The following is an 18,143-nucleotide window of genomic DNA, read 5'->3' as shown; positions in this document are numbered from 1 at the left end:
CTAGCGCCTTTCAGCCGTTCAGGTAGCGGTCGAGCATCTCGTTGCGGAAGGTGCCGTGCGGGTCGCGGGCGCGCGCCAGGGCCGCCGCGTCGCGCAGGCGCGGGTAGCGCTCGGCGACCACCTCGGGCGCCATCGCGAAGACCTTTCCCCAGTGCGGGCGCGCGCCGAACGGGGCCAGCCGCTCCTCGATCGCCGCCACCGCCGGCGCGACCGCGGCGGCGTCCTTGACCCAGGTGAAGTGGAAGGCGACGCTGTCGCGCCCATAGGACGGGCTGAGCCACAGCCGGTCGGCCGCTATCGTGCGGATCTCGCAGATCTGCAGCACCGGCGCGATCCGGTCCCGCACGCCGTCCAGCGCCTCCAGCGCGGCCACCGCGTCCTCGCGCGCCACGAAGTACTCCGTCTGCAGCTCCTCCCCGCTGCTCGGGGTGAACTCCAGCCGGAAGTGCGGCAGCCGCGCGTGCCACGGGCCGCGCACGCCGAGCTGCTCGGTGCAGTTTTCCGCGGGCATGCCGGGCACGGGGTGGCGGGGGCCGTCCGCGCGCACCGCGCCGAGCCACCGCTCCGGTGGCGGGAGCGGCTCGTCGACGCGGCGCTTGACCCAGATGTTGCGGATCGTCGGGCCGGCCCAGTCGGTGAAGGCGCTCACGCTGTACGCCGCGGCCATCACCTCGGTGAAGTGCTCGCGGAGCGCGGTGAATGGCAGGTCGTCGTACACGTACTGCTCCACCTCGAACGCCGGCTGCAGCTCGAGGGTGAGCCGCGTGGCGACGCCGAACGCGCCGAGCCCCACCACCACCGCGTCGAAGATGTCGTCGCCCCGACGGACGTGTACCACCTCGCCGCCGGCCGTCACCAGCTCCATCGCGGTGACGGCCGTGGCCAGCCCGCCGTTGCGCATGCCGGACCCGTGCGTACCGGTCGCGCACGCCCCGGCCACCGACAGGTGCGGCAGCGAGCCGAGGTTGTGCAGCGCGTACCCCTTGTCGTTCAGGTAGGGCGCCAGCTCGCCGTACCGCAGGCCGGCCGAGACGGTGACCGTGCCGGCGGCCGTGTCCACGTCCATCACCGGCGGCAGCCCGGCCACCGTGACGAGGTCGCCGGGGGAGTCGGCCACCCGGCTGAAGGAGTGGGCCGTGCCGAGCGCGTGGATCCGCTCCGCGCCGGCGACGAGCGCCTGAAGCTCCGCCACGGTCGTGGGGCGGTGCAGGCGCGTCGCGGTGAAGGTGACATTGCCGGCCCAGTTGCTGATCTGCTCGCTCACCTCTCGATCGTCTCGCACTTCCGGTACGGACGCCTCAGGTGCTTCCGCTGCTGGGACCGGTACCCTCGGGTGGTGTCTCCCTCCTCCGCCGAAACCCGTCGCGTAGCCCTGCTGACACTCGGCTGCGCCCGAAACGAAGTCGACTCGGAGGAGCTGGCCGGCCGCCTGCACGCCGACGGGTGGGAGGTCACCACCGACGGTGAGCGGGCCGACGTGGTGCTGGTCAACACGTGCGGCTTCGTCGACAAGGCCAAGCAGGACTCGATCCAGACGCTGATGGCCGCCGCCGACACCGGCGCGAAGGTGGTCGCGGCCGGGTGCATGGCCGAGCGGTACGGGCGGGAGCTCGCCGACAGCCTCCCCGAGGCGCACGCGGTGCTCGGCTTCGACGACTACCCGGAGATCACCGCGCGGCTCGACGCGGTGCTGGCCGGTGAGCGGCTCGACGCGCACACCCCGCGCGACCGCCGCCAGCTGCTGCCGCTCACGCCGGTCGCCCGGCGCGACAGCGACGTCGTGGTCCCCGGGCACCTGCCGAAGCACCTGCGCCGGCGCCGCCTGCAGGAGGGGCCGGTCGCCTCGCTGAAGCTGGCGAGCGGGTGCGACCGCCGGTGCGCGTTCTGCGCGATCCCGGCGTTCCGCGGCGCGTTCGTCTCGCGCACCCCCGACGAGCTGCTCGCCGAGGCCGAGTGGCTGGCCAAGACGGGCGTCCGCGAGCTGGTGCTGGTGAGCGAAAACTCCACGTCGTACGGCAAGGATCTCGGCGACCCCCGCCTGCTGGAAAAGCTCCTGCCGCAGCTCGCGGCCGTCGAGGGCATCGTGCGGGTGCGGGCCAGCTACCTGCAGCCCGCCGAGACGCGCCCCGGGCTTGTCGAGGTGATTGCCACCACACCCGGCGTCGCGCCGTACTTCGACCTGTCCTTCCAGCACTCCAGCGAGCCGGTGCTGCGGCGGATGCGGCGGTTCGGCTCGACCGAGCGCTTCCTGGAGCTGCTGGAGTCGGTGCGGGCGCTCGCGCCGGAGGCCGGCGCGCGAAGCAACTTCATCGTGGGCTTCCCCGGCGAGACCAGGTCCGATGTGGACGAGCTGGTGCGTTTCCTCACCGGGGCGCGGCTCGACGCGATCGGCGTGTTCGACTACAGCGACGAGGACGGCACCGAGGCCGCCACGATGACCGGCAAGGTCGCGCGGGCGACCGTCAAGCGGAGGTACGACAAGCTGCTCGCCCTCTCCGAGGAGCTGTGCGCCCAGCGGGCCGCCGACCGGGTCGGCTCGGTGGTCGAGGTGCTGGTCGACACCGTCGAGGGCGGCGAGGTCGAGGGCCGCGCCGCACACCAGGCGCCGGAGGTCGACGGCTCGGTGACGCTGGCCGACGGTGGCGCCGACCTGGCCGCCCTGCTCCCGGGCGACCTGGTGCGCGCCACGGTCGTCGCGACCGAGGGCGTCGACCTCGTGGCCGTGCCCACTGAAATGGTCTCCGCGGCTCCGCGGGCCGTGCCGTGACCGGCGAGCCGGCCGTACAGGCGGTGCCCGTGCCTCCCGTCCCGCTCGTCAACGCGGCGAACGCGATCACCGCGCTCCGGCTGGTCATGGTGCCGCTGTTCGTGGCGATGGTCGTGGCGTCCGACATGATCGGGCGAGACTGGCGGATCGCGGCCTGCCTGACGTTCGGGCTCGCGTCGCTGACCGACTTCGTCGACGGCTGGATCGCCCGGCGGTATGGGCTGATCACCTCGTTCGGCAAGGTCGCCGACCCGATCGCCGACAAGGCGCTCACCGGCGCGGCGCTGGTGCTGCTGTCCTGGTACGACCGGCTGCCCTGGTGGGTGACGGTGGTGATCCTGGTGCGCGAGGTGGGCGTGACGCTGCTGCGCTTCTGGGTGATCCGGTACGGCGTGATCGCGGCCAGCCGGGGCGGCAAGATCAAGACGACGCTCCAGATCCTGGCGATCGGGTGGTACCTGTGGCCGTTTCCCGAGCCGCTCGCCGACGTCGGCCCGTGGATCATGGCGGCCGCGGTCGCCGTGACCGTCGCCACAGGCCTCGACTACACCCTCCGGGCCCTGCGCATGCGGGGGCGGCGCGTGCCTGAAGCGCTGAGCCCGGCCACCGTCCCACCGGCTGCCGCAGGAGTGGTGCACGCCCTGGCGGAGCGGAAAGAGACGCTCGCCACCGTCGAGTCGCTCACCGGCGGCCTCGTCGCGGCCACGGTCGTCGAGGTGGCCGGCGCGAGCGCGGTCTTCCGCGGCGGCCTGGTGGTCTACGCGACCGAACTCAAGGCGGCGCTGGCCGGAGTGCCGGAGGAGCTGCTCGACGAGCGCGGCCCGGTCGACCCGGACGTGGCGCTCGCGCTGGCCGAGGGCGGCCGGGCCCGCTGCGGCGCCGACTGGGGGGTGTCCACTACGGGAGTCGCCGGCCCGGAGCCGCAGGGCGGCAAGCCCGTGGGCCTCGTCTACGTGGCCGTGGCCGGCCCGACCGGTTCAGCCGTGCGCGAACTCTCGCTGGACGGCGGCCGCCCAGCCATCCGCGCGGCGAGCGTCGTCGAGGCCCTCCGCCTGCTCATGGACCGCCTCTGAGGAATCTTGGGCCGCCTCCTCCGGTTGGTCACGGAACAGGTGCGGCCAGCAAGGTTGCGCAAGTGGGAAGCTGTCGCCGGGCCTGGAAGCGGGTAACGTTGCGGGCAGCGTTTCCAGGGGAGGTGCGATGATCCTGCTACGCCGTGTGATCGGTGACGCACTACGCGCGCGCCGGCAGGGGCAGCACCGCACCCTGCGCGAGGTCTCCACCGCTGCCAACGTGAGCCTCGGATATCTCTCCGAGATCGAGCGGGGGCAGAAGGAGGCGTCCAGCGAGCTGCTCGCCTCGATCTGCGAGGCCCTCGGCGCCCAGCTCTCGGAGCTGTTGCGCGAGGTCAGCGACGAGATGGCGCTGGCCGAGCAGATGGAGCACGTGCTCGTCCCGGCACAGGGCGGCGCGCGCGAGAGCCGCGAGACGCCGCCGTCGAGCACTCCCGCGCCCACCCCGGCACCGGCCCCGGTGCCGGCCAAGGCGGGCGCCGGCGAGGAGACCCCGAGCCAGCCCGAGGCCGCGGTGCACCGCATGGCCAGGCCCAGCAAGGTCGCTTCTGGCAAGATCACCGACGGTGCGGTCTCCGTCTCCGTCCGCCAGGACACCCCGCTGGCCGCGGTCCTGCGCACCACGCGCACCGTGCGTCCCACCCCGCGCGACCGCGATGTAGTCTGCGTCGCCTGACGCGCGTAGGGTTGACGCCTGCGGGGCGGCAGCCACCCAGGCGCGTCGGCACATACCCGGATATCCCCCTGAGGTCGCATGACGGGTTGGCGCCGGGCTGGGAGTATGGAACTCTGCCGGACCGCGGGGGCCTGTCGTCCCAGCGGTGGCGGCCCGACCAGAGTGCTGACACTGAGGGGATACCGCGGAGATGGCGAACCCGTTCGTCAAGGGCTGGCGCTACTTTTTGGCGTTGTTCGGCGCCAAGATCGACGAGTACGCCGATCCCAAGGTGCAGATCCAGCAGGCGATCGAAGACGCGCAGCGCCAGCACCAGGCGCTCGTCCAGCAGGCGGCCGCCGTCATCGGTAACCAGCGGCAGCTCGAGATGAAGCTCTCCCGCCAGATGTCCGAGGTGGAAAAGCTCCAGTCGATGGCCCGCCAGGCGCTGGTGCTCGCGGACAAGTCCCGGGCCGGCGGCGACGAGCCCGAGGCGGGTAAGTACGAGCAGACCGCACAGACGCTCGCCACCCAGCTGGTCGCCGCCGAGCAGTCGATGGAAGACCTCAAGACGCTGCACGACCAGGCGCTCGGCGCCGCGGGCCAGGCCCGCCAGGCGGTCGAAAACAACGCGATGGTCCTGCAGCAGAAGCTGGCCGAGCGCACCAAGCTGCTGAGCCAGCTCGAGCAGGCCAAGATGCAGGAGAGCGTGGCCCGCTCGCTGGAGTCGATGTCCGCGCTGGCCGCGCCGGGCAACACGCCGTCGCTCGACGAGGTGCGCGAAAAGATCGAGCGCCGCTACGCCAACGCGATGGGCCGCGCCGAGCTGGCCGGCAACTCGGTCGAGGGCCGCATGCTCGAGATCCAGAAGTCCACGTTGGACCTCGCCGGCTCCTCGCGGCTGGAGCAGATCCGGGCCAGCATGGCCGGCGACAAGCTGGCCTCCAAGCCAGCGACCCCCGCCGTCGAGCAGGCGAGCCCCGCCGACTCGGCCGGGGTCGCGCGCCTCGACCAGATCCGGGCGAGCTTGGCCAACAAGGAAAAGTCCGCCGGCGACGCCAGCGCGGCCGGCTAGCGGGAGCATGCGGTGAAGGATCCCCGGGCCCGCTACTTCCGGCGGCTTCGCCGGCTGCGCCGTTCCGCGCGCCGGTGGAGCGTGCTCGCCGCGGGCCTGGGGGTGCCGCGGCGGTGCTCACGCCGTATTCCGGCCTTGGCCTGCCCGACGCGGCCTGGGCCGCCGCGGCCGGCGGCTCGATCGCGCTCGCCGCGTGGCGGTGGGTCGACTTCCGCGCGCTGGCCGCCGAGCCCGCGCCGCCACCGCTCGACCCCGTCGCGGCCGGGGAGCAGGCCCGCGCCAAGCTGCTGGCCGCCGTCCAGCGCCTGCCGGTCGGCCGCTCCGCCCTCGACGAGGTCCGCCGCCAGCAGGCCCGCTTTTCGATGCGCGGCTCGGCGGCGCTCGGGCACTGGACCCGCCTCGACCGCGCGTCGCTCACCCTCTCCGGCCTGTCCAGCCGGCTGACCGGTCCCGGCGAGCCCGCCGTGCTGGAGGCCGCGGTGGCCGAGCAGTCGCTGCGCGACCTTGCCCACCGGGTGGCGAGCGTCGACAAGGCCCTGCGTTTCGCGCCGCCCGACTCGCGGCCCGCGCTGGAGGAGGCGCGGCGCACGCTGGTCGAGCAGCTGGACAGCGGTGTCGTGGCCTACGAGCGGCTTGTCGCGGCCGCCGCCAGCTACGTGGCCGAGGACGGCCGCGCCGCCACCGAGCACCCTGCCGTCTCGCGGCTCACCGAGGCGAGCGACATGCTGCGCGGGGTCGCGGCCGGGCTCGCCGAGCTGCGCGACCTCACCGAGCCGATGCGCATCCCCGACCAGCTGCGCACGCCACCCCAGACCGCCTGAGGGCCCTTTACAGACACGGATTCGAGCTACCGCGACGCCCGTCGTGGTCCGGACCGTTGCTCCCGCGGCCTCACCCTTCGCGGTTGGTCACGGTCAGAGCGGCCGCCTGCGGCGGCTCCCGGCATCTCAGCGCGGCGGGCAGGGGCCGTCCGGGTCGATGGCACCCATGATGCGCCTCCCGATCGTGCCGAGCTGGTGCTGCTGTGCCCTGGTCGTCGGGTCGAATACGAGGCGGCGCACCTCCTCGACGTGTCCGGGGGCGGTCGCCACCACCTTGTCCCAGCCGTCATCGGTGAGGATCGCCAGCGTGTAGCGGCCGTCGTCGGGGTCGGGTGCGCGCCGCACCCAGCCGCGCCGCTCCAGCCGGGCGACCACCTGGGAGAGGCGGGGCAGCGACGCGTCGGCGAAGGTGGCCAGATCGCTCATCCGCAGCGTCCGCCGCGGCGACATGGAAAGGCCGGCGAGCACCTGGTACTCGAAGTGGCTTATCCCGGCGTCCCGCTGCAACTGCCGGTCGAGCGCCGCCGGCAGCCGGATGAGGACGCTCACGAGGGCGAGCCACGTCTCCTGCTCGCCGGCGTCCAGCCACCTCGGCTCCACCCCGAGATCATATCTTTACTTGCGTCTTTAAGTGATCAAGCACTAGCTTGCGGTTCACGCTTTAAGTGACGTGGAGGCGCAGTGAACGTGGTGTTGTGGATCATTGCTGGCGTGCTCGCCGCCGCCTTCGTCATCGCCGGGCTGCTGAAGCTCGTGCAGTCGAAGGAAAAGCTTGCCGCGTCCGGGCTCGGCTGGGTCGACAGCTACTCGCCCGGCACCGTGAAGGCGATCGGCGCGGCCGACCTGCTCGGCGGCATCGGGCTTGTCCTGCCGGCGATCCTCGACATCGCCCCGGTGCTCGTGCCGATCGCCGCCACGGGCCTGGTGATCGTGATGATCGGCGCGGCGATCGTGCACGGGCGCCGCAAGGAGTGGCCGATGGTCGCCGCCAACCTCGTGCTGCTCGTGCTCTGCGCCATCGTGGCGTGGGGCCGCTTCGGGCCGTACAGCTTCAGTTAGGACCGGTCACGAGAGCCACCGGGCCGAGCAGCCACGCGTCCGTCGCCGCCGAGGCGGTGAGCGCGGGGCTGCGCGGGCGGGCGGGGAGCACGCGGGCGTCCGTGCCGAGCGTGTGCCAGCCCGCCGGTGTGCCGTCCGCCCGGCCCGCGGCCACGTTGTCGCCGCCGACCGCCGCGCCGCCGACCGCCAGCCGGTCACCGGCGAGCACCCGGTCGCCCTCCCACGCGACAAGCCCGACGCTCGCCGCCCCGGGCACCGCCCACAGTGGGGACGAGTAGGAGGCTCCGCGGGACAGCGGCGTGAAGCCGTCGAACACCGCGACCGTCCGCTGTGGACCGCCGCCGTCGACGACCAGGAGCAGAGCCCAGCCGCCGTACGCGTTGTAGCCGCCCTTGAACGCCTGCTTGTCCACCGCCACCCACCACGTGCCGCCGCGGCTGCCCCGCACCAGTGAGGTGACGTCGGCCCACGCCTGGTACACGGCGCCGAAGTCACCGCCCGACGCCGTGTCCACGCGCGTGGCGCTCACCGGCACGTACCCGTCCGCGCCGGGCGGACGCAGCCGCGCGACAGGTTCGTTCGGCCGGGGTCCGGTGCCGGACCAGTAGAGGCCGGCCCAGAGCACCTTGCCGCGGACCGGGATCGTGGCTGCGCTGACCGCCGCGCCGTACGGGTAACCGGCCGGCGCCTGCGGGTCGGCGTACCGCGTCATGTGGTAGTCGCCGTTGTCCGCCTCCCGCTGCCCCGAACGCGCGTCCCCGCACGTGCGCGACGTGCCGCCGCAGGACAGCAGCGAGTTGCCGCCGACCGCGAGCGCGGCGGGCGCCGTGCCGGCGAAGACCGCGGGCAGGCCGGTGGCCTGTACCCCGGCCGGTGCGGTGACCGCGACCGTGCGGGCGCGGGGCGCGGTGAGCCGCACGCTCGGTGCTTCGCCGCCGGCCGTGCCGGAGACCGCGACCGGCAGGTACGCGCGGGTGGTGCCACCGGCGGCCAGCGCGGCCCGCCCGCACCGGCTGGCGGCGCACGTCCACCCGTCGCCGGCCGGACCGGCGCGCAGCGACACTCCACGAGGGAGCGTCACCTGCGCGGTGAGCGGGCCGGTGTCCGGCGCGGCCGGCAGGGCGGAGCCGCCACCGGTGCCGCCGGACTGTCCAGGGTGGATGACGGTCAGCGCGAGCACGCCCGGCCGACCGCGCACCAGCGTGCCCACCGGCTCCAGCCGCGCCGTCACCGGCACCGCGCGCGGCGTGGGCGAGGGCGAGGGCGGCGTCACGGGTGCGGGTGTCGCCGGCCGCGAGGGTGCCACCGTGGACGGCGGCACTGTCGACGGCGCGGGCGAGGCCGGCGGGGCCACGGCGGGCGGGTTCAGCGGTGCGACCGCCTGGGGACCGGGTGGTGGCTGCTCGGCCACCGGTACGGGCTGGCCGGCCAGCAGCATCACGAGCGCGGCTGCCGCGGCCACCGCCGCAGCGCCGGCCGCCACCTGCACCGAGCGGCGCCGCACGAGCCGGCCGGCGAGCCCGAGCCCGGAGCCGGCGGTGGAGCCCCGGCGCCGAGGTACGCACCGGCCGAGCCGGCCAGCAGCGCACCGGCAAGCACCTCGCGCATGCCCGCGTTCACCTCGGCGAGCTCGACGAAGAGCAGGTGGCAGCGGCGGCACTCGTCCAGATGGGACTCGACGCGCCGGCTGTCCCGCCGGGACAGTCCACTGCGGACGTGCGCGCCCAGCCGCTCGATCGACCACCGGCACTCGTCGTCCGGGTCGGCGGCGATGTGCTCCTGCAGGTAGTACTGGCGCAGCCGCTCGCGGGCCCGGTACGCCATCGCCGCCACGCCGTTGGGCGTCAGCCCCATCAGCGGCGCCACGTCGGCCGGATTCTCGCCCTCGACCTCGGTGTGCCACAGCACGGTCTGCCAGTGTTCGGGCAGGCGGGCGAAGGCGCGCGCGACGAAGGTGTACTCCATCCCCTGGACGGCCGTGTCCACGAAGGGCACCCCGGGGTCGTGCGCCTCGGGGTCGCCGGTCACCGACTCGCGGCGGACCCGGCGGGTCCGGTCGTAGAAGAGGCGGCGGATGGTCGTGAGCAGGTACGGCCGGAAAGCGGACTCCGGCCCGCCGCCCTCCTCCAGCGTCGCGAGCAGCTTCGCGAACGCCTCGGCGACGAGATCCTCCACGTCGGCCGGGTCGGGCACGAGCGTGCGGGTCATGCGGCGGGCGGCCTCCACGTGCCGGCGGTAGAGCGACTCGTAGGCCGCGGTGTCGCCGCCGCGGACGGCCGCGATCAGCTCCGCGTCGGAGGCTTGCGCGGAGTCGGCGGAGAAGTCAGTCATCTGCCCTGCCACGGGTTCGGGGAAAGCACCGTTCGGGGGAAGTCACTGGGACAACGCCACACTTCGCGGCTTGTCACGCCACCCGTCCGTGTTGTCCCGATTAATCCTCTCGCGAAAATCGGAGTCATAACCCCGGGGTCGCCCTGTCGTGGAGGTGACGAAGCCCGGACGGCCAGGGTTTCGCACCGAACGTGGGAGCGGGTTAATGGCGATGGATGGCGACCGGTGGCTCTCGGCGAAGGCCGCGGAGCGGCGGGCCCGGACGATCTACCGGCACCGGACGGACGGCGAGGCGTTGCGCGACGCCTGGCGCGCCGGTTCCAGGGAGCAGGGGTGGGCGCCGGAGGACTGGTGGGTCCCCGGGGTGGACGCGGTCACCCGCGCGCTCGTCGAGGGGCGGGCGGCCGCGGCGGCGTACGCGCAGTTGGGGCGGGAGCGGGCGCAGGCGGGGTACGGCATCCGGGACACCTTGGACGACGTGCGCACGCTGTACGAGCAGCTGGCCTCGGACGGCCCGCCGACCACGGCGGTGAGCGCGCTGGTGCAGGCGTGGGCGAGCGTGGCGCTGGCACCCGTCCGGGTGATTCTCTGCGCGGACTTCGCGAGCGCCGAGCATCTGCGAGCCCGCTTCGCCGAGCTGTACCGGGACGCGGTGCCCGACGGGCTGGCCGTGCTCGCGGTCGAGGTGCCCGGGGCGGACAGCGGCTGGGAGGCGGTGACGCTGCTGCTCGAGGCGGGCGCGCGTACCCCCTCGCTCTTTGCGGCCGAGGCGCCGATGGCCCGCATGTCACCCGAAAGGGTGGTGACCCTCATCCGCGACGACGCGGCCGCCGCGGTCCGCTCGATGATCGACCACGTGCGGATCGCGCCGCTGCCGGGTGACCCGCCGGCCGCGGCCAACCTGATCGCGCGGGTGGGCGAGGGTCACGTCTGACAGCGGGGGCACCAGTACGTGACGCGCTCGGCCTGCTCCACCTTCCGGATCGCTGTGCCGCAGCGGCGGCAGGGCTGCGCGCGGCGCCCGTACACATAAGTGGTCTCGGTCTTGCGCAGCGAGCCCGTCGTCGACTGCGTCCACCGCCCGCGGTTGGCGGCCAGGAGCTTCTGGGCGAGCGTGACCATGGCCGCGAGGTCGGGCACGTCCCGCACCGGTGTCCACGGGTCGACGCCGCGCAGGAAGAGCACCTCGCACTTGTAGAGGTTGCCGATGCCGGCGAGGTTGCGCTGGTCGAGCAGCGCCTCGGCGATCGCGGTGTCCGGCTGCGCGGCCAGCCGCCGCACCGCCTCCGCGGGATCCCAGTCGGCGCCGAGCAGGTCCGGCCCGAGGTGCCCGACCAGGCCCTTTTCCTCTTCGGAGGGGACCAGCGCGAGATCGTGTATGTGGTAGCCGACCGCCACCGCGTCGGCCGTGCGCAGCACCGCGCGGATCAGGTGCGCCGGCCGGGCCGCCCACCTTTCACCCGGCGCGTACGCCCGCCAGGCCCCGTCCATCCGCAGGTGCGAGTGGAGGGTCAGGTGCCGCCCACCGTCGCGGTCGCCGCCGTCCGCGCTCGCTCCTGTCTCCGGGCCGCGCAGCCGCAGCAGCAGGTGCTTGCCGCGGCTGGCCGACTCGAGCACCGTCCAGCCGGTGAGGTCGACGGTGGCGAGCTGCGGCACCCGGAAGTCGCTGGCCGTGACCCGCCCACCGGCCAGGGCGCGGTGCAGCGCGCGGGCGGTGTTCCAGACGGTGTCACCCTCGGGCACGACTCCTATCCTCCCGCACCGGGCGTCGAGCGGTGGTAACGGTTGGCAAGCGCGCGCAGGTGCTCCACGAGCTCGGGCGGCTCGGTGACCTCGAAGTCGGCGCCCAGCATTCCCAGCCACACCGCGAGCGTCTCCGGGTTGTCCGCGCCGGTGCGAAACACGCAGGTCTCCGCGTCGACCGCCTCGAACATCCCGGCCGAGGGTGGCACCCGCTCCGCCATCCGCTCGGCCGGCGCGTGCACGGTGACGCTCACCGTGACCCGCCAGGGCGCCGAGCCGACGCGGCGGGCCACGTACGCCGCGACGTCGTCGTCGGGAAGCTCGCGCGGGGCGAAGCGAGGGCCGGTCGGTGTCAGCGGGGCCAGCCGGTCCACCCGGAACGTGCGCCAGTCGCGCCGCTCCGTGTCCCAGGCCACCAGGTACCAGCGGCGACCCCAGTTGACCAACCGGTACGGCTCGACGCTGCGCACCGTCGCCGCGCCGCCGCGGTCGCGGTAGTCGAAGCGCAGCCGCTCGCGGTCGCGGCAGGCGGCGGCGATCGCGGTGAGGACCGCCGCGTCGACCCGCGGCCCGCGGTCCGAGGTCACCTTCACCGTGTACGTCTGCAGCGCGTTCACCCGGTGGCGCAGGCGGCTGGGCAGCACCTGTTCGAGCTTGGCGAGCGCGCGCAGCGAGGTCTCCTCGATGCCGGTGATGCCGCCGCCGGCCGCCGTGCGCAGCCCGACCGCGACCGCCACGGCCTCTTCGTCGTCGAGTAGGAGGGGTGGCATCGCGGTGCCGGCGGCCAGGCGGTAGCCGCCGTCCGAGCCGCGGGTGCCGTGCACCGGGTAGCCGAGCTGGCGCAGCCGCTCCACGTCGTTGCGCACCGTGCGGGTGCTCACCTCCAGGCGGCGGGCCAGCTCGGTGCCGGACCACTCGCGCGGGGTCTGCAAGAGCGAGAGCAGGCGCAGCAGCCGCGCCGAGGTCTCCAACATGTTTCTGATATTGCCAGACCATTAGGAACGGACTCTTCCTAATGGACCTTTAGCGTTCTAGTCATGACGACGATGCTGGAAGCACCGGTACTGGCTCCGCCCGCGGCGGATGTGGAGCGCAAGGACCGCCGTTGGCTCGGGCTCTTCGCGGTACTGGCCGCCATGATCATGAACCTGCTCGACGCGACAGTGGTCAACGTCGCCGCGCCGTCGATCCGCGCCGAGCTCGGCGGCTCGTACGCGTCGCTGCAGTGGATCGCCGCCGGCTACACGCTGGCCCTCGCGGTCGGCCTGCTGACCGGCGGCCGCCTCGGCGACATGTACGGGCGCAAGCGGATGATGACCGCCGGCGTGGTCGGCTTCCTCGTCACCTCGGTCGCGTGCGCGGCCGCGTGGTCGCCGGCGACCCTCGTCGGCGCGCGGGTGCTGCAGGGCCTGTGCGCCGCGGTGATGATCCCGCAGGCGTTCGGCCTGGTCCGCGACCTGTTCCCGCCGCGGGAGATCGGCAAGGCGTTCGCCGCGTTCGGCCCGGTCATCGGCGGTTCGACGATCCTCGGCCCGATCGTCGCCGGCCTGCTCGTCGACGCCGACGTCTTCGGCAGCGGGTGGCGGATGATCTTCCTGATCAACGTGCCGCTCGGCCTCTTCGCCCTGCTCGCCGGCCTCCGCGCGCTGCCCGCCGTCCCGCCGTCGGCCCGCAACACCCGGCTCGACCTGACCGGCGCGCTGCTCGCCGGGGTGGGCATGTTCCTGCTGGTGTACCCGCTGGTGCAGGGGCGCGAGCTGGGCTGGCCGGCGTGGACGTTCGTGATGCTGGCCGGTTCGGTGGCGGTGCTGGCCGCGTTCGCGGTGCAGCAGCTGCGGCGCCGCCGGGCCGGTGGGGTGCCGCTGGTCGAGCTGAGCGTCTTCACCCGCCGCTCGTACACCTCCGGCGTCGCCTTCGTGGTCGTCTTCTTCGGCGCGGTGGTCGGCTTCTCCCTCGCGGTGGGCCTCTTCCTCCAGCTCGGCCTCGGCTACAGCCCGATGCGCGCCAGCCTCACGATGGCCGCGTGGGCGGTCGGCGCCTTCCTCGGCTCCGGCTTCGCGGTGGCGATGATGGCCAAGCTCGGCCGCCGCATCCTGCACCTCGGCCTGGCCCTGATGGCGACCGGCGTGGCCGGCGTGTACCTGGTCTTCCAGGCCGTGGGCGCCGAGGTCGGCACCGCGCACCTGATCACGCCGCTGGTGATCTTCGGCTTCGGGATGGGCATGATCTTCGTGCCGCTCTTCGACATCATCATGGGTGAGGTCGAGGATCACGAGGTCGGCTCCGCGGCCGGCGCGCTGGAGTCGCTCCAGCAGCTCGGCGCCTCGCTCGGCGTGGCGGTGCTGGGCACCGTGTTCTTCGGGGTGGTCGGCCAGCAGCTCGCGCTGGACGTGTGGGTCGACGCCGCCAAGTGGACCGCGCTGCTCACGCTCGGCCTGACCGGCCTGGCGTTCGCGCTCGGGTTCCTGCTGCCGCGCAAGGCCCGCGCGCACTGACAGCGCTCGAAAAGGAGGGGCCCGCGACGCGGGCCCCCTCCTTACGATGGCGGCGTGGACATCCAGATCGCGACCGTCGCCGCCCGCCCCGAGTGGGGTCAGATGCTCGGCCAGCTCGAAGGGCTGTGGCCGCAGTTCATGTCCCAGGACCCGACCGGCGGCCTCTTCTTCCGGTACCACCTGACCGCCTACCCCGAGTACGTGCTGATCGCCGTCGACGGCGACACGGGGCAGCCGATCGCCAAGGCGCACTCGGTGCCGATTCTGTGGGAGGACGACCCGGCCGACGGCATGCCCGACGGCGGGTGGGACTGGGTGATCCGCACGTCGGTGCACGACCGCCTGAGCGGCAACACCCCCACGATCGTGTCCGCGATCGAGATCTTCATCCGCCCCGACCTGCGCCGCGGCGGCCTCTCCGGCCGCATGCTGGAGGCGATGCGCGCCAACGCCGCCCGGCTGGGCTTCGCGGACCTGGTGGCGCCGGTGCGGCCGAGCGGCAAGCACGAACACCCCGACGTGCCCATCGAGGAGTACGTCACGTGGACCCGCGAGGACGGCCTGCCCCACGACCCGTGGCTGCGGGTACACGTCCGCGCCGGCGGCACGATCGTGAACGTCGCGCACACCAGCATGGTGATGCCCGGCCAGCTAGCCCGCTGGCGCGAGTGGACCGGCCTGCCGTTCGACAAGAGCGGCCCGGTGCACGTGGAGGAGGCGCTCAACCCCGTACTGTGCGACGTCGACCAGGACATCGCCGTCTACGTCGAGCCCAACGTCTGGGTACACCACCGCATCTAGCGCGTCACCCAGCTCACCGCCCGGCCCGCTACGACAGCCAGCACGATCGAGGCCGTCGCCGACTTCCGCAAGGAGGACGGCGTTGCCGACTGGTCGACGCCGGCGAAGCCGGCCAGGATCTGCACGTCGGGATGCTGACTACCGCATGGTTCCAACCTCTTCGTGAGTGGCGGTCGTGTAGTCGGGTGAAGGGTTACCGCTTCCGGCGCGAGGGGTTCGCATGGATGACGACGGCTTCCGCGACTTCGTACGGGCCCGCCTCTCCTGGCTCTCGCGGGTCGCGTACCTGCTAACCTCAGCACCGACCTGACGCCGTGGCTCACGGAGCGGCAACGGCAGACCGACCAGATGCTCGCCAGCGGGCAGCTGCGGACCGACGGCCGGAGCCTGCTCGTGCGGCCCTTGGTGCCGCTGCCCGGCGGGGAGCCGCGAGCGACGACGTGCTCGCCGTCGACATCGAGAGCAGCCGGGTCACCCGGCGGTACGCGTTGCCCGACCCGGTGCAGGCCCCGGACGTCGTCGACCCGGACGGCAGCCGCACCATGTCGCTCGAGGACTCCCGCCAGGTTGTCGCCGTCGTGCCGGGCGGCCTGCTCCTGCAACACCGGTCCGGCGCCGAGCCAACGCCCGCGCGCCAGCTGGAGCTGCTGGACACCACCACCGGCGAGCTACAGCCGCGCACCAAGCTGCCGGCCGGCGTCGGGCTCCTCGCGGTCCGCGGGTGATGCCACCACCGTCCGCGTGCTCAGGCGGCGACGAGCCGTACCACGTCGCCTGGGGTGACCGAGAGCACGACGGCGGCCCGCCCGCCGTTGACGGCGACCGCCGCGCGGCCGGCGGAGTCCACATAGACCACGAGCCCGCCCGGCGCCACCGCTCCGAAGGTCGTGCCCCGGACCGCGCGCACGCCGCCCACCCGCAGGTGCTCGCCCAGCCCGTCCAGCGCATCGCCGCCGGCCGCGAGCTGCACGTTGCCGAACCTGTCGATCGTCAGCACCTCCGCCTCCAGCCACCCGTCGCCGACCGCGACGACCGGCTCGGGCAGGCGGATGAGCGTCGCGGGGTCGGTGGCGGGGCCGGCGTCGGCGAGGTCCGCGCCGAGCGCGAGGCGGGCGGCGACCGGCGCGAAGATGTCGCGGCCGTGGAAGGTGCGCGACACGTCGGACAGGAACCACTCCTGGTTGGCCAGCTCCACCAGCTCCTGTATGCCACCGAGCGCGTCCGCCGCCCACGGCAGCAGGCCGTTGTCCGGGCCGACCAGGACGCCGCCGGGCGTGCGCGCCGCGACACCGCGCCGGGCGGTGCCCACACCGGGATCCACCACCGCGATGTGTACCGCCGGCGGCAGGTGCGGCACCGTCTGCGCGAGCACAGCCGCCCCGCGTGGCACGTCACCCGGCGCCACGGCGTGTGTGACGTCGATGACCCGCACCTCGGGCGCGACGCGCGCGATCACCCCGTGGCAGGAGGCGACGAATCCGTCCGAAAGCCCGTAGTCGGTCGTGAAGCTGATCCACTCGAAGCCGGCCATGCCTGAACGTTAGCGGGGGATAGCTGCTCGTGTCCGTACCGTCCCGCCACCCCCGATAGAGTGATCCACATGCGCTTGTGCATCTTCACCGAGCCACAAGAGGGCGCCTCCTACGACGACCTGCGGAAAGTGGCCCAACACGCGGAGGAGTGTGGCTTCGACGGCTTCTTCCGCTCCGACCACTTCCTGTCCATGGACACCGCGGGCCTGCCCGGCCCCACCGACGCGTGGCTGACGCTGGCCGCGCTGGCCGTGCAGACGAGCCGCATCCGGCTGGGCACGCTTGTGTCGTCGGCGACGTTCCGGCTGCCGGGGCCGCTGGCGATCGCGGTGGCGCAGGCCGACCAGATGAGCGGCGGGCGCATCGAGTTCGGGCTCGGCGCGGGGTGGTTCGAGGCGGAGCACTCCGCGTACGGCATCCCGTTCCCGCCGGTGGGCGAGCGCTTCGACCGCCTCGAGGAGCAGCTGGAGATCATCACCGGCCTGTGGCGCACCCCGGTCGGCGAGCGCTTCACCTTCCACGGTGACCACTACCGGCTCACCGACTCGCCCGCGCTGCCCAAGCCGGCGCAGGCGCCCAGCCCGCCGGTCATCATCGGCGGCGCCGGCCCGAAGCGCACGCCCGCGCTGGCCGCCCGCTACGCCGACGAGTTCAACGTGCCGTTCCGGGGCCTCGACGAGACCCGCGCCGTGTACGAGCGCGTGCGCGAAGCCTGCGCCACCCAGGGGCGCGAGACGCCGCTCGTCCTCTCCGCCGCGCACACAGTCGCATGTGGACGGACGTCAGCCGAGGCGAGGGCCCGCAACGAACACGTCGGCGGCCGCGCCCACATCACCGGCACGCCGTCCGAGGTGGTCGACCAGATCGGCCGGTACGCCGAGCTCGGCGCCACCCGCTTCTTCCTGCAGATCCTCGACCTCGGCGACCTCGACCACCTGGACGTGTTCGCCGCCGAGGTGGCACCCCAGCTGCCATGACCCGCGTGCTGCTGGTGCCCGGCCGCAGCCCGGCCGGGCCGGCACACTGGATGAGCCTGTGGGCCGCGGCGCACCCCGAGTACACGTGGGTGCGCCGCCGCACCACCCCCGACACCGACCTCGACGCCCGCGTGGCCGCACTCGACGCCGCGCTGGCCGCCGACCCCGAGCCGGCCGTCCTCGTCGCGACGAGCCTGGGCTGCCTGACCGTCGCGCGCTGGGTCGCCACCCACACCGTCGGCCACCTCAACACAGCGAGCGGCCACGGCCCCTGGCCCGCCGGCGAACGCCTCCTAGCGGACCTGCTCGCCCACGCGTAGCGGCGCGGTGCCGTGGGCCAGCTCAGCGATCTCGACCTGGGCGCCTCCGCGCTGGCCCGCCGGCGACCTCGCGCACGCATCGGGCCGCGCTTCCTGGTGGGGTGCCGCCAAAAGATCAAACCTGAGTAGATGTGAGCTACCGCGATGTCCGCGGTGGTCCGGACCGTTGCTCCCGCGGCCTCACCCTCCGCGGTGGGCCAGCTCAGCGACGTCGCGGGTGGCTCTCAACCTGGGCGCACCGATGCGCCCACACGACCGCCCACGGACAGCGCCGGTCCCAATCCCAGGGCGCCCGCCGCCTCAACCCCGGCAGCCCGCCGACGTCTACCACGAGTCCGGCGTGTAGGGCACCAAGCGCTGCTCTCGCTCGACAGCCAATGGGCGGGCGACGCTGTGTTCCTGGCTGGACCGCAAACGGCCGGGGCCAGCGGCGCGAAGCCGGCCAGCCGAGCCGCCCGGTCGAGCGCAAGAAGGACGACGACAAGCCCGAGCCG

19 protein-coding genes and 2 pseudogenes are annotated in these 18,143 nt (G+C 73.6%); 13 read left to right on the top strand and 8 right to left on the bottom strand.

Translation table 11 applies throughout. The features are described from left to right. Window positions 1-10: 10 nt before the first annotated feature. Window positions 11-1,264 carry an FAD-binding protein gene (locus Phou_RS09985; RefSeq protein ID WP_173055559.1) on the bottom strand — a complete coding sequence of 418 codons (1,254 nt, stop codon included), beginning with the start codon at window positions 1,262-1,264 and terminating at the stop codon, window positions 11-13. A gap of 72 nt (window positions 1,265-1,336) precedes the next feature. On the opposite strand from Phou_RS09985, the gene rimO reads away from it, so the two are divergent. The 6 genes and pseudogenes from rimO to pspM all read left to right on the top strand — a co-directional run bounded on the left by rimO (window position 1,337) and on the right by pspM (window position 6,391). Continuing rightward, entirely contained in the window at window positions 1,337-2,767 is a 1,431-nt protein-coding gene (rimO, locus tag Phou_RS09980) for a 30S ribosomal protein S12 methylthiotransferase RimO (RefSeq protein ID WP_371872097.1), read from the top strand. Then, a pseudogene (gene pgsA / locus Phou_RS09975) lies at window positions 2,764-3,339 on the top strand (CDP-diacylglycerol--glycerol-3-phosphate 3-phosphatidyltransferase); the annotation flags it as partial. The gene rimO and the pseudogene pgsA, both read left to right, overlap by 4 nt. After that, window positions 3,334-3,840 carry a CinA family protein gene (locus Phou_RS50600; RefSeq protein WP_178134974.1) on the top strand — a complete coding sequence of 169 codons (507 nt, stop codon included), beginning with the start codon at window positions 3,334-3,336 and terminating at the stop codon, window positions 3,838-3,840. The pseudogene pgsA and the gene Phou_RS50600, both read left to right, overlap by 6 nt. 127 nt (window positions 3,841-3,967) lie before the next feature. Continuing rightward, a complete protein-coding gene (locus tag Phou_RS09970; RefSeq protein WP_173055556.1) occupies window positions 3,968-4,516 on the top strand; it encodes a helix-turn-helix domain-containing protein in 549 nt (182 codons plus the stop codon). Window positions 4,517-4,706: 190 nt separating this feature from the next. After that, window positions 4,707-5,570 carry a PspA/IM30 family protein gene (locus Phou_RS09965; protein WP_173055554.1) on the top strand — a complete coding sequence of 288 codons (864 nt, stop codon included), beginning with the start codon at window positions 4,707-4,709 and terminating at the stop codon, window positions 5,568-5,570. 12 nt (window positions 5,571-5,582) lie between these two features. Further along, window positions 5,583-6,391: pseudogene (gene pspM / locus Phou_RS09960) on the top strand (phage shock envelope stress response protein PspM). A gap of 126 nt (window positions 6,392-6,517) precedes the next feature. Here pspM and Phou_RS09955 read toward each other — a convergent pair. Then, window positions 6,518-6,991 carry a MarR family winged helix-turn-helix transcriptional regulator gene (locus tag Phou_RS09955; protein ID WP_173055552.1) on the bottom strand — a complete coding sequence of 158 codons (474 nt, stop codon included), beginning with the start codon at window positions 6,989-6,991 and terminating at the stop codon, window positions 6,518-6,520. 81 nt (window positions 6,992-7,072) lie between these two features. Between Phou_RS09955 and Phou_RS09950 the strand changes: the two genes are divergently transcribed. After that, window positions 7,073-7,450, top strand: a complete 378-nt coding sequence (locus Phou_RS09950; protein WP_173055550.1) for a DoxX family protein — start codon at window positions 7,073-7,075, stop codon at window positions 7,448-7,450. Here the strand turns inward: Phou_RS09950 and Phou_RS54395 are convergent. Together Phou_RS54395 and Phou_RS09940 are read right to left on the bottom strand one after the other, a co-directional pair. Then, window positions 7,443-8,912, bottom strand: a complete 1,470-nt coding sequence (locus Phou_RS54395; protein WP_173055548.1) for a hypothetical protein — start codon at window positions 8,910-8,912, stop codon at window positions 7,443-7,445. The two genes, Phou_RS09950 and Phou_RS54395, sit on opposite strands and share 8 nt — an antisense overlap. Further along, a complete protein-coding gene (locus Phou_RS09940) occupies window positions 8,888-9,781 on the bottom strand; it encodes a sigma-70 family RNA polymerase sigma factor (RefSeq protein ID WP_173055546.1) in 894 nt (297 codons plus the stop codon). The genes Phou_RS54395 and Phou_RS09940 overlap by 25 nt, the downstream gene beginning before the upstream one ends. 205 nt (window positions 9,782-9,986) lie before the next feature. On the opposite strand from Phou_RS09940, the gene Phou_RS09935 reads away from it, so the two are divergent. Continuing rightward, entirely contained in the window at window positions 9,987-10,715 is a 729-nt protein-coding gene (locus tag Phou_RS09935; RefSeq protein WP_173055544.1) for a hypothetical protein, read from the top strand. Here the strand turns inward: Phou_RS09935 and Phou_RS09930 are convergent. Together Phou_RS09930 and Phou_RS09925 are read right to left on the bottom strand one after the other, a co-directional pair. After that, window positions 10,706-11,524, bottom strand: coding sequence for a zinc finger domain-containing protein (locus Phou_RS09930; RefSeq protein WP_173055542.1), 819 nt, complete (start codon window positions 11,522-11,524; stop codon window positions 10,706-10,708). The genes Phou_RS09935 and Phou_RS09930 overlap by 10 nt on opposite strands. A 5-nt stretch (window positions 11,525-11,529) precedes the next feature. Beyond that, window positions 11,530-12,498, bottom strand: coding sequence for a helix-turn-helix transcriptional regulator (locus Phou_RS09925; RefSeq protein WP_173055540.1), 969 nt, complete (start codon window positions 12,496-12,498; stop codon window positions 11,530-11,532). A 63-nt stretch (window positions 12,499-12,561) separates the two neighbouring features. Between Phou_RS09925 and Phou_RS09920 the strand changes: the two genes are divergently transcribed. Together Phou_RS09920 and Phou_RS09915 are read left to right on the top strand one after the other, a co-directional pair. Next, a complete protein-coding gene (locus Phou_RS09920; protein ID WP_246273463.1) occupies window positions 12,562-14,019 on the top strand; it encodes an MFS transporter in 1,458 nt (485 codons plus the stop codon). A gap of 54 nt (window positions 14,020-14,073) precedes the next feature. Then, the gene (locus Phou_RS09915) at window positions 14,074-14,820 is read left to right on the top strand and encodes an N-acetyltransferase (protein ID WP_173055538.1); all 747 of its coding nucleotides are present in this window, start codon (window positions 14,074-14,076) and stop codon (window positions 14,818-14,820) included. On the opposite strand, the gene Phou_RS54390 is transcribed toward Phou_RS09915, so the two are convergent. Then, on the bottom strand, window positions 14,817-14,945 hold the full coding sequence (locus Phou_RS54390) for a hypothetical protein (protein WP_281365020.1): 129 nt from the start codon (window positions 14,943-14,945) through the stop codon (window positions 14,817-14,819). The two genes, Phou_RS09915 and Phou_RS54390, sit on opposite strands and share 4 nt — an antisense overlap. Before the next feature lie 315 nt (window positions 14,946-15,260). On the opposite strand from Phou_RS54390, the gene Phou_RS09905 reads away from it, so the two are divergent. Next, entirely contained in the window at window positions 15,261-15,545 is a 285-nt protein-coding gene (locus Phou_RS09905) for a hypothetical protein (protein ID WP_173055536.1), read from the top strand. Between the two features lie 20 nt (window positions 15,546-15,565). Here Phou_RS09905 and Phou_RS09900 read toward each other — a convergent pair whose 3' ends face one another. Beyond that, the gene (locus Phou_RS09900; protein ID WP_173055533.1) at window positions 15,566-16,351 is read right to left on the bottom strand and encodes an SAM hydrolase/SAM-dependent halogenase family protein; all 786 of its coding nucleotides are present in this window, start codon (window positions 16,349-16,351) and stop codon (window positions 15,566-15,568) included. Between the two features lie 69 nt (window positions 16,352-16,420). Between Phou_RS09900 and Phou_RS09895 the strand changes: the two genes are divergently transcribed. After that, entirely contained in the window at window positions 16,421-17,329 is a 909-nt protein-coding gene (locus tag Phou_RS09895) for an LLM class F420-dependent oxidoreductase (protein ID WP_173055531.1), read from the top strand. After that, window positions 17,326-17,649, top strand: coding sequence for an alpha/beta hydrolase (locus Phou_RS09890; protein ID WP_173055529.1), 324 nt, complete (start codon window positions 17,326-17,328; stop codon window positions 17,647-17,649). Before Phou_RS09895 ends, Phou_RS09890 begins: the two co-directional genes overlap by 4 nt. Window positions 17,650-18,143 lie beyond the last annotated feature (494 nt).

The organism is Phytohabitans houttuyneae, assembly GCF_011764425.1.
GTDB lineage: Bacteria > Actinomycetota > Actinomycetes > Mycobacteriales > Micromonosporaceae > Phytohabitans > Phytohabitans houttuyneae.
Note: the sequence above shows the minus strand (reverse complement) of the source record. Positions and strands in the feature narration are given on the sequence as shown.

Coding starts and splice junctions, on each gene's coding strand:
- Phou_RS50600 (WP_178134974.1), top strand. CDS start 3,334: ATGCGGGGGCGGCGCGTGCCTGAAGCGCTGAGCCCGGCCACCGTCCCA.
- Phou_RS09970 (WP_173055556.1), top strand. CDS start 3,968: ATGATCCTGCTACGCCGTGTGATCGGTGACGCACTACGCGCGCGCCGG.
- Phou_RS09965 (WP_173055554.1), top strand. CDS start 4,707: ATGGCGAACCCGTTCGTCAAGGGCTGGCGCTACTTTTTGGCGTTGTTC.
- Phou_RS09940 (WP_173055546.1), bottom strand. CDS start 9,781: ATGACTGACTTCTCCGCCGACTCCGCGCAAGCCTCCGACGCGGAGCTG.
- Phou_RS09935 (WP_173055544.1), top strand. CDS start 9,987: ATGGCGATGGATGGCGACCGGTGGCTCTCGGCGAAGGCCGCGGAGCGG.
- Phou_RS09925 (WP_173055540.1), bottom strand. CDS start 12,498: ATGTTGGAGACCTCGGCGCGGCTGCTGCGCCTGCTCTCGCTCTTGCAG.
- Phou_RS09920 (WP_246273463.1), top strand. CDS start 12,562: ATGACGACGATGCTGGAAGCACCGGTACTGGCTCCGCCCGCGGCGGAT.
- Phou_RS09900 (WP_173055533.1), bottom strand. CDS start 16,351: ATGGCCGGCTTCGAGTGGATCAGCTTCACGACCGACTACGGGCTTTCG.
- Phou_RS09895 (WP_173055531.1), top strand. CDS start 16,421: ATGCGCTTGTGCATCTTCACCGAGCCACAAGAGGGCGCCTCCTACGAC.
- Phou_RS09890 (WP_173055529.1), top strand. CDS start 17,326: ATGACCCGCGTGCTGCTGGTGCCCGGCCGCAGCCCGGCCGGGCCGGCA.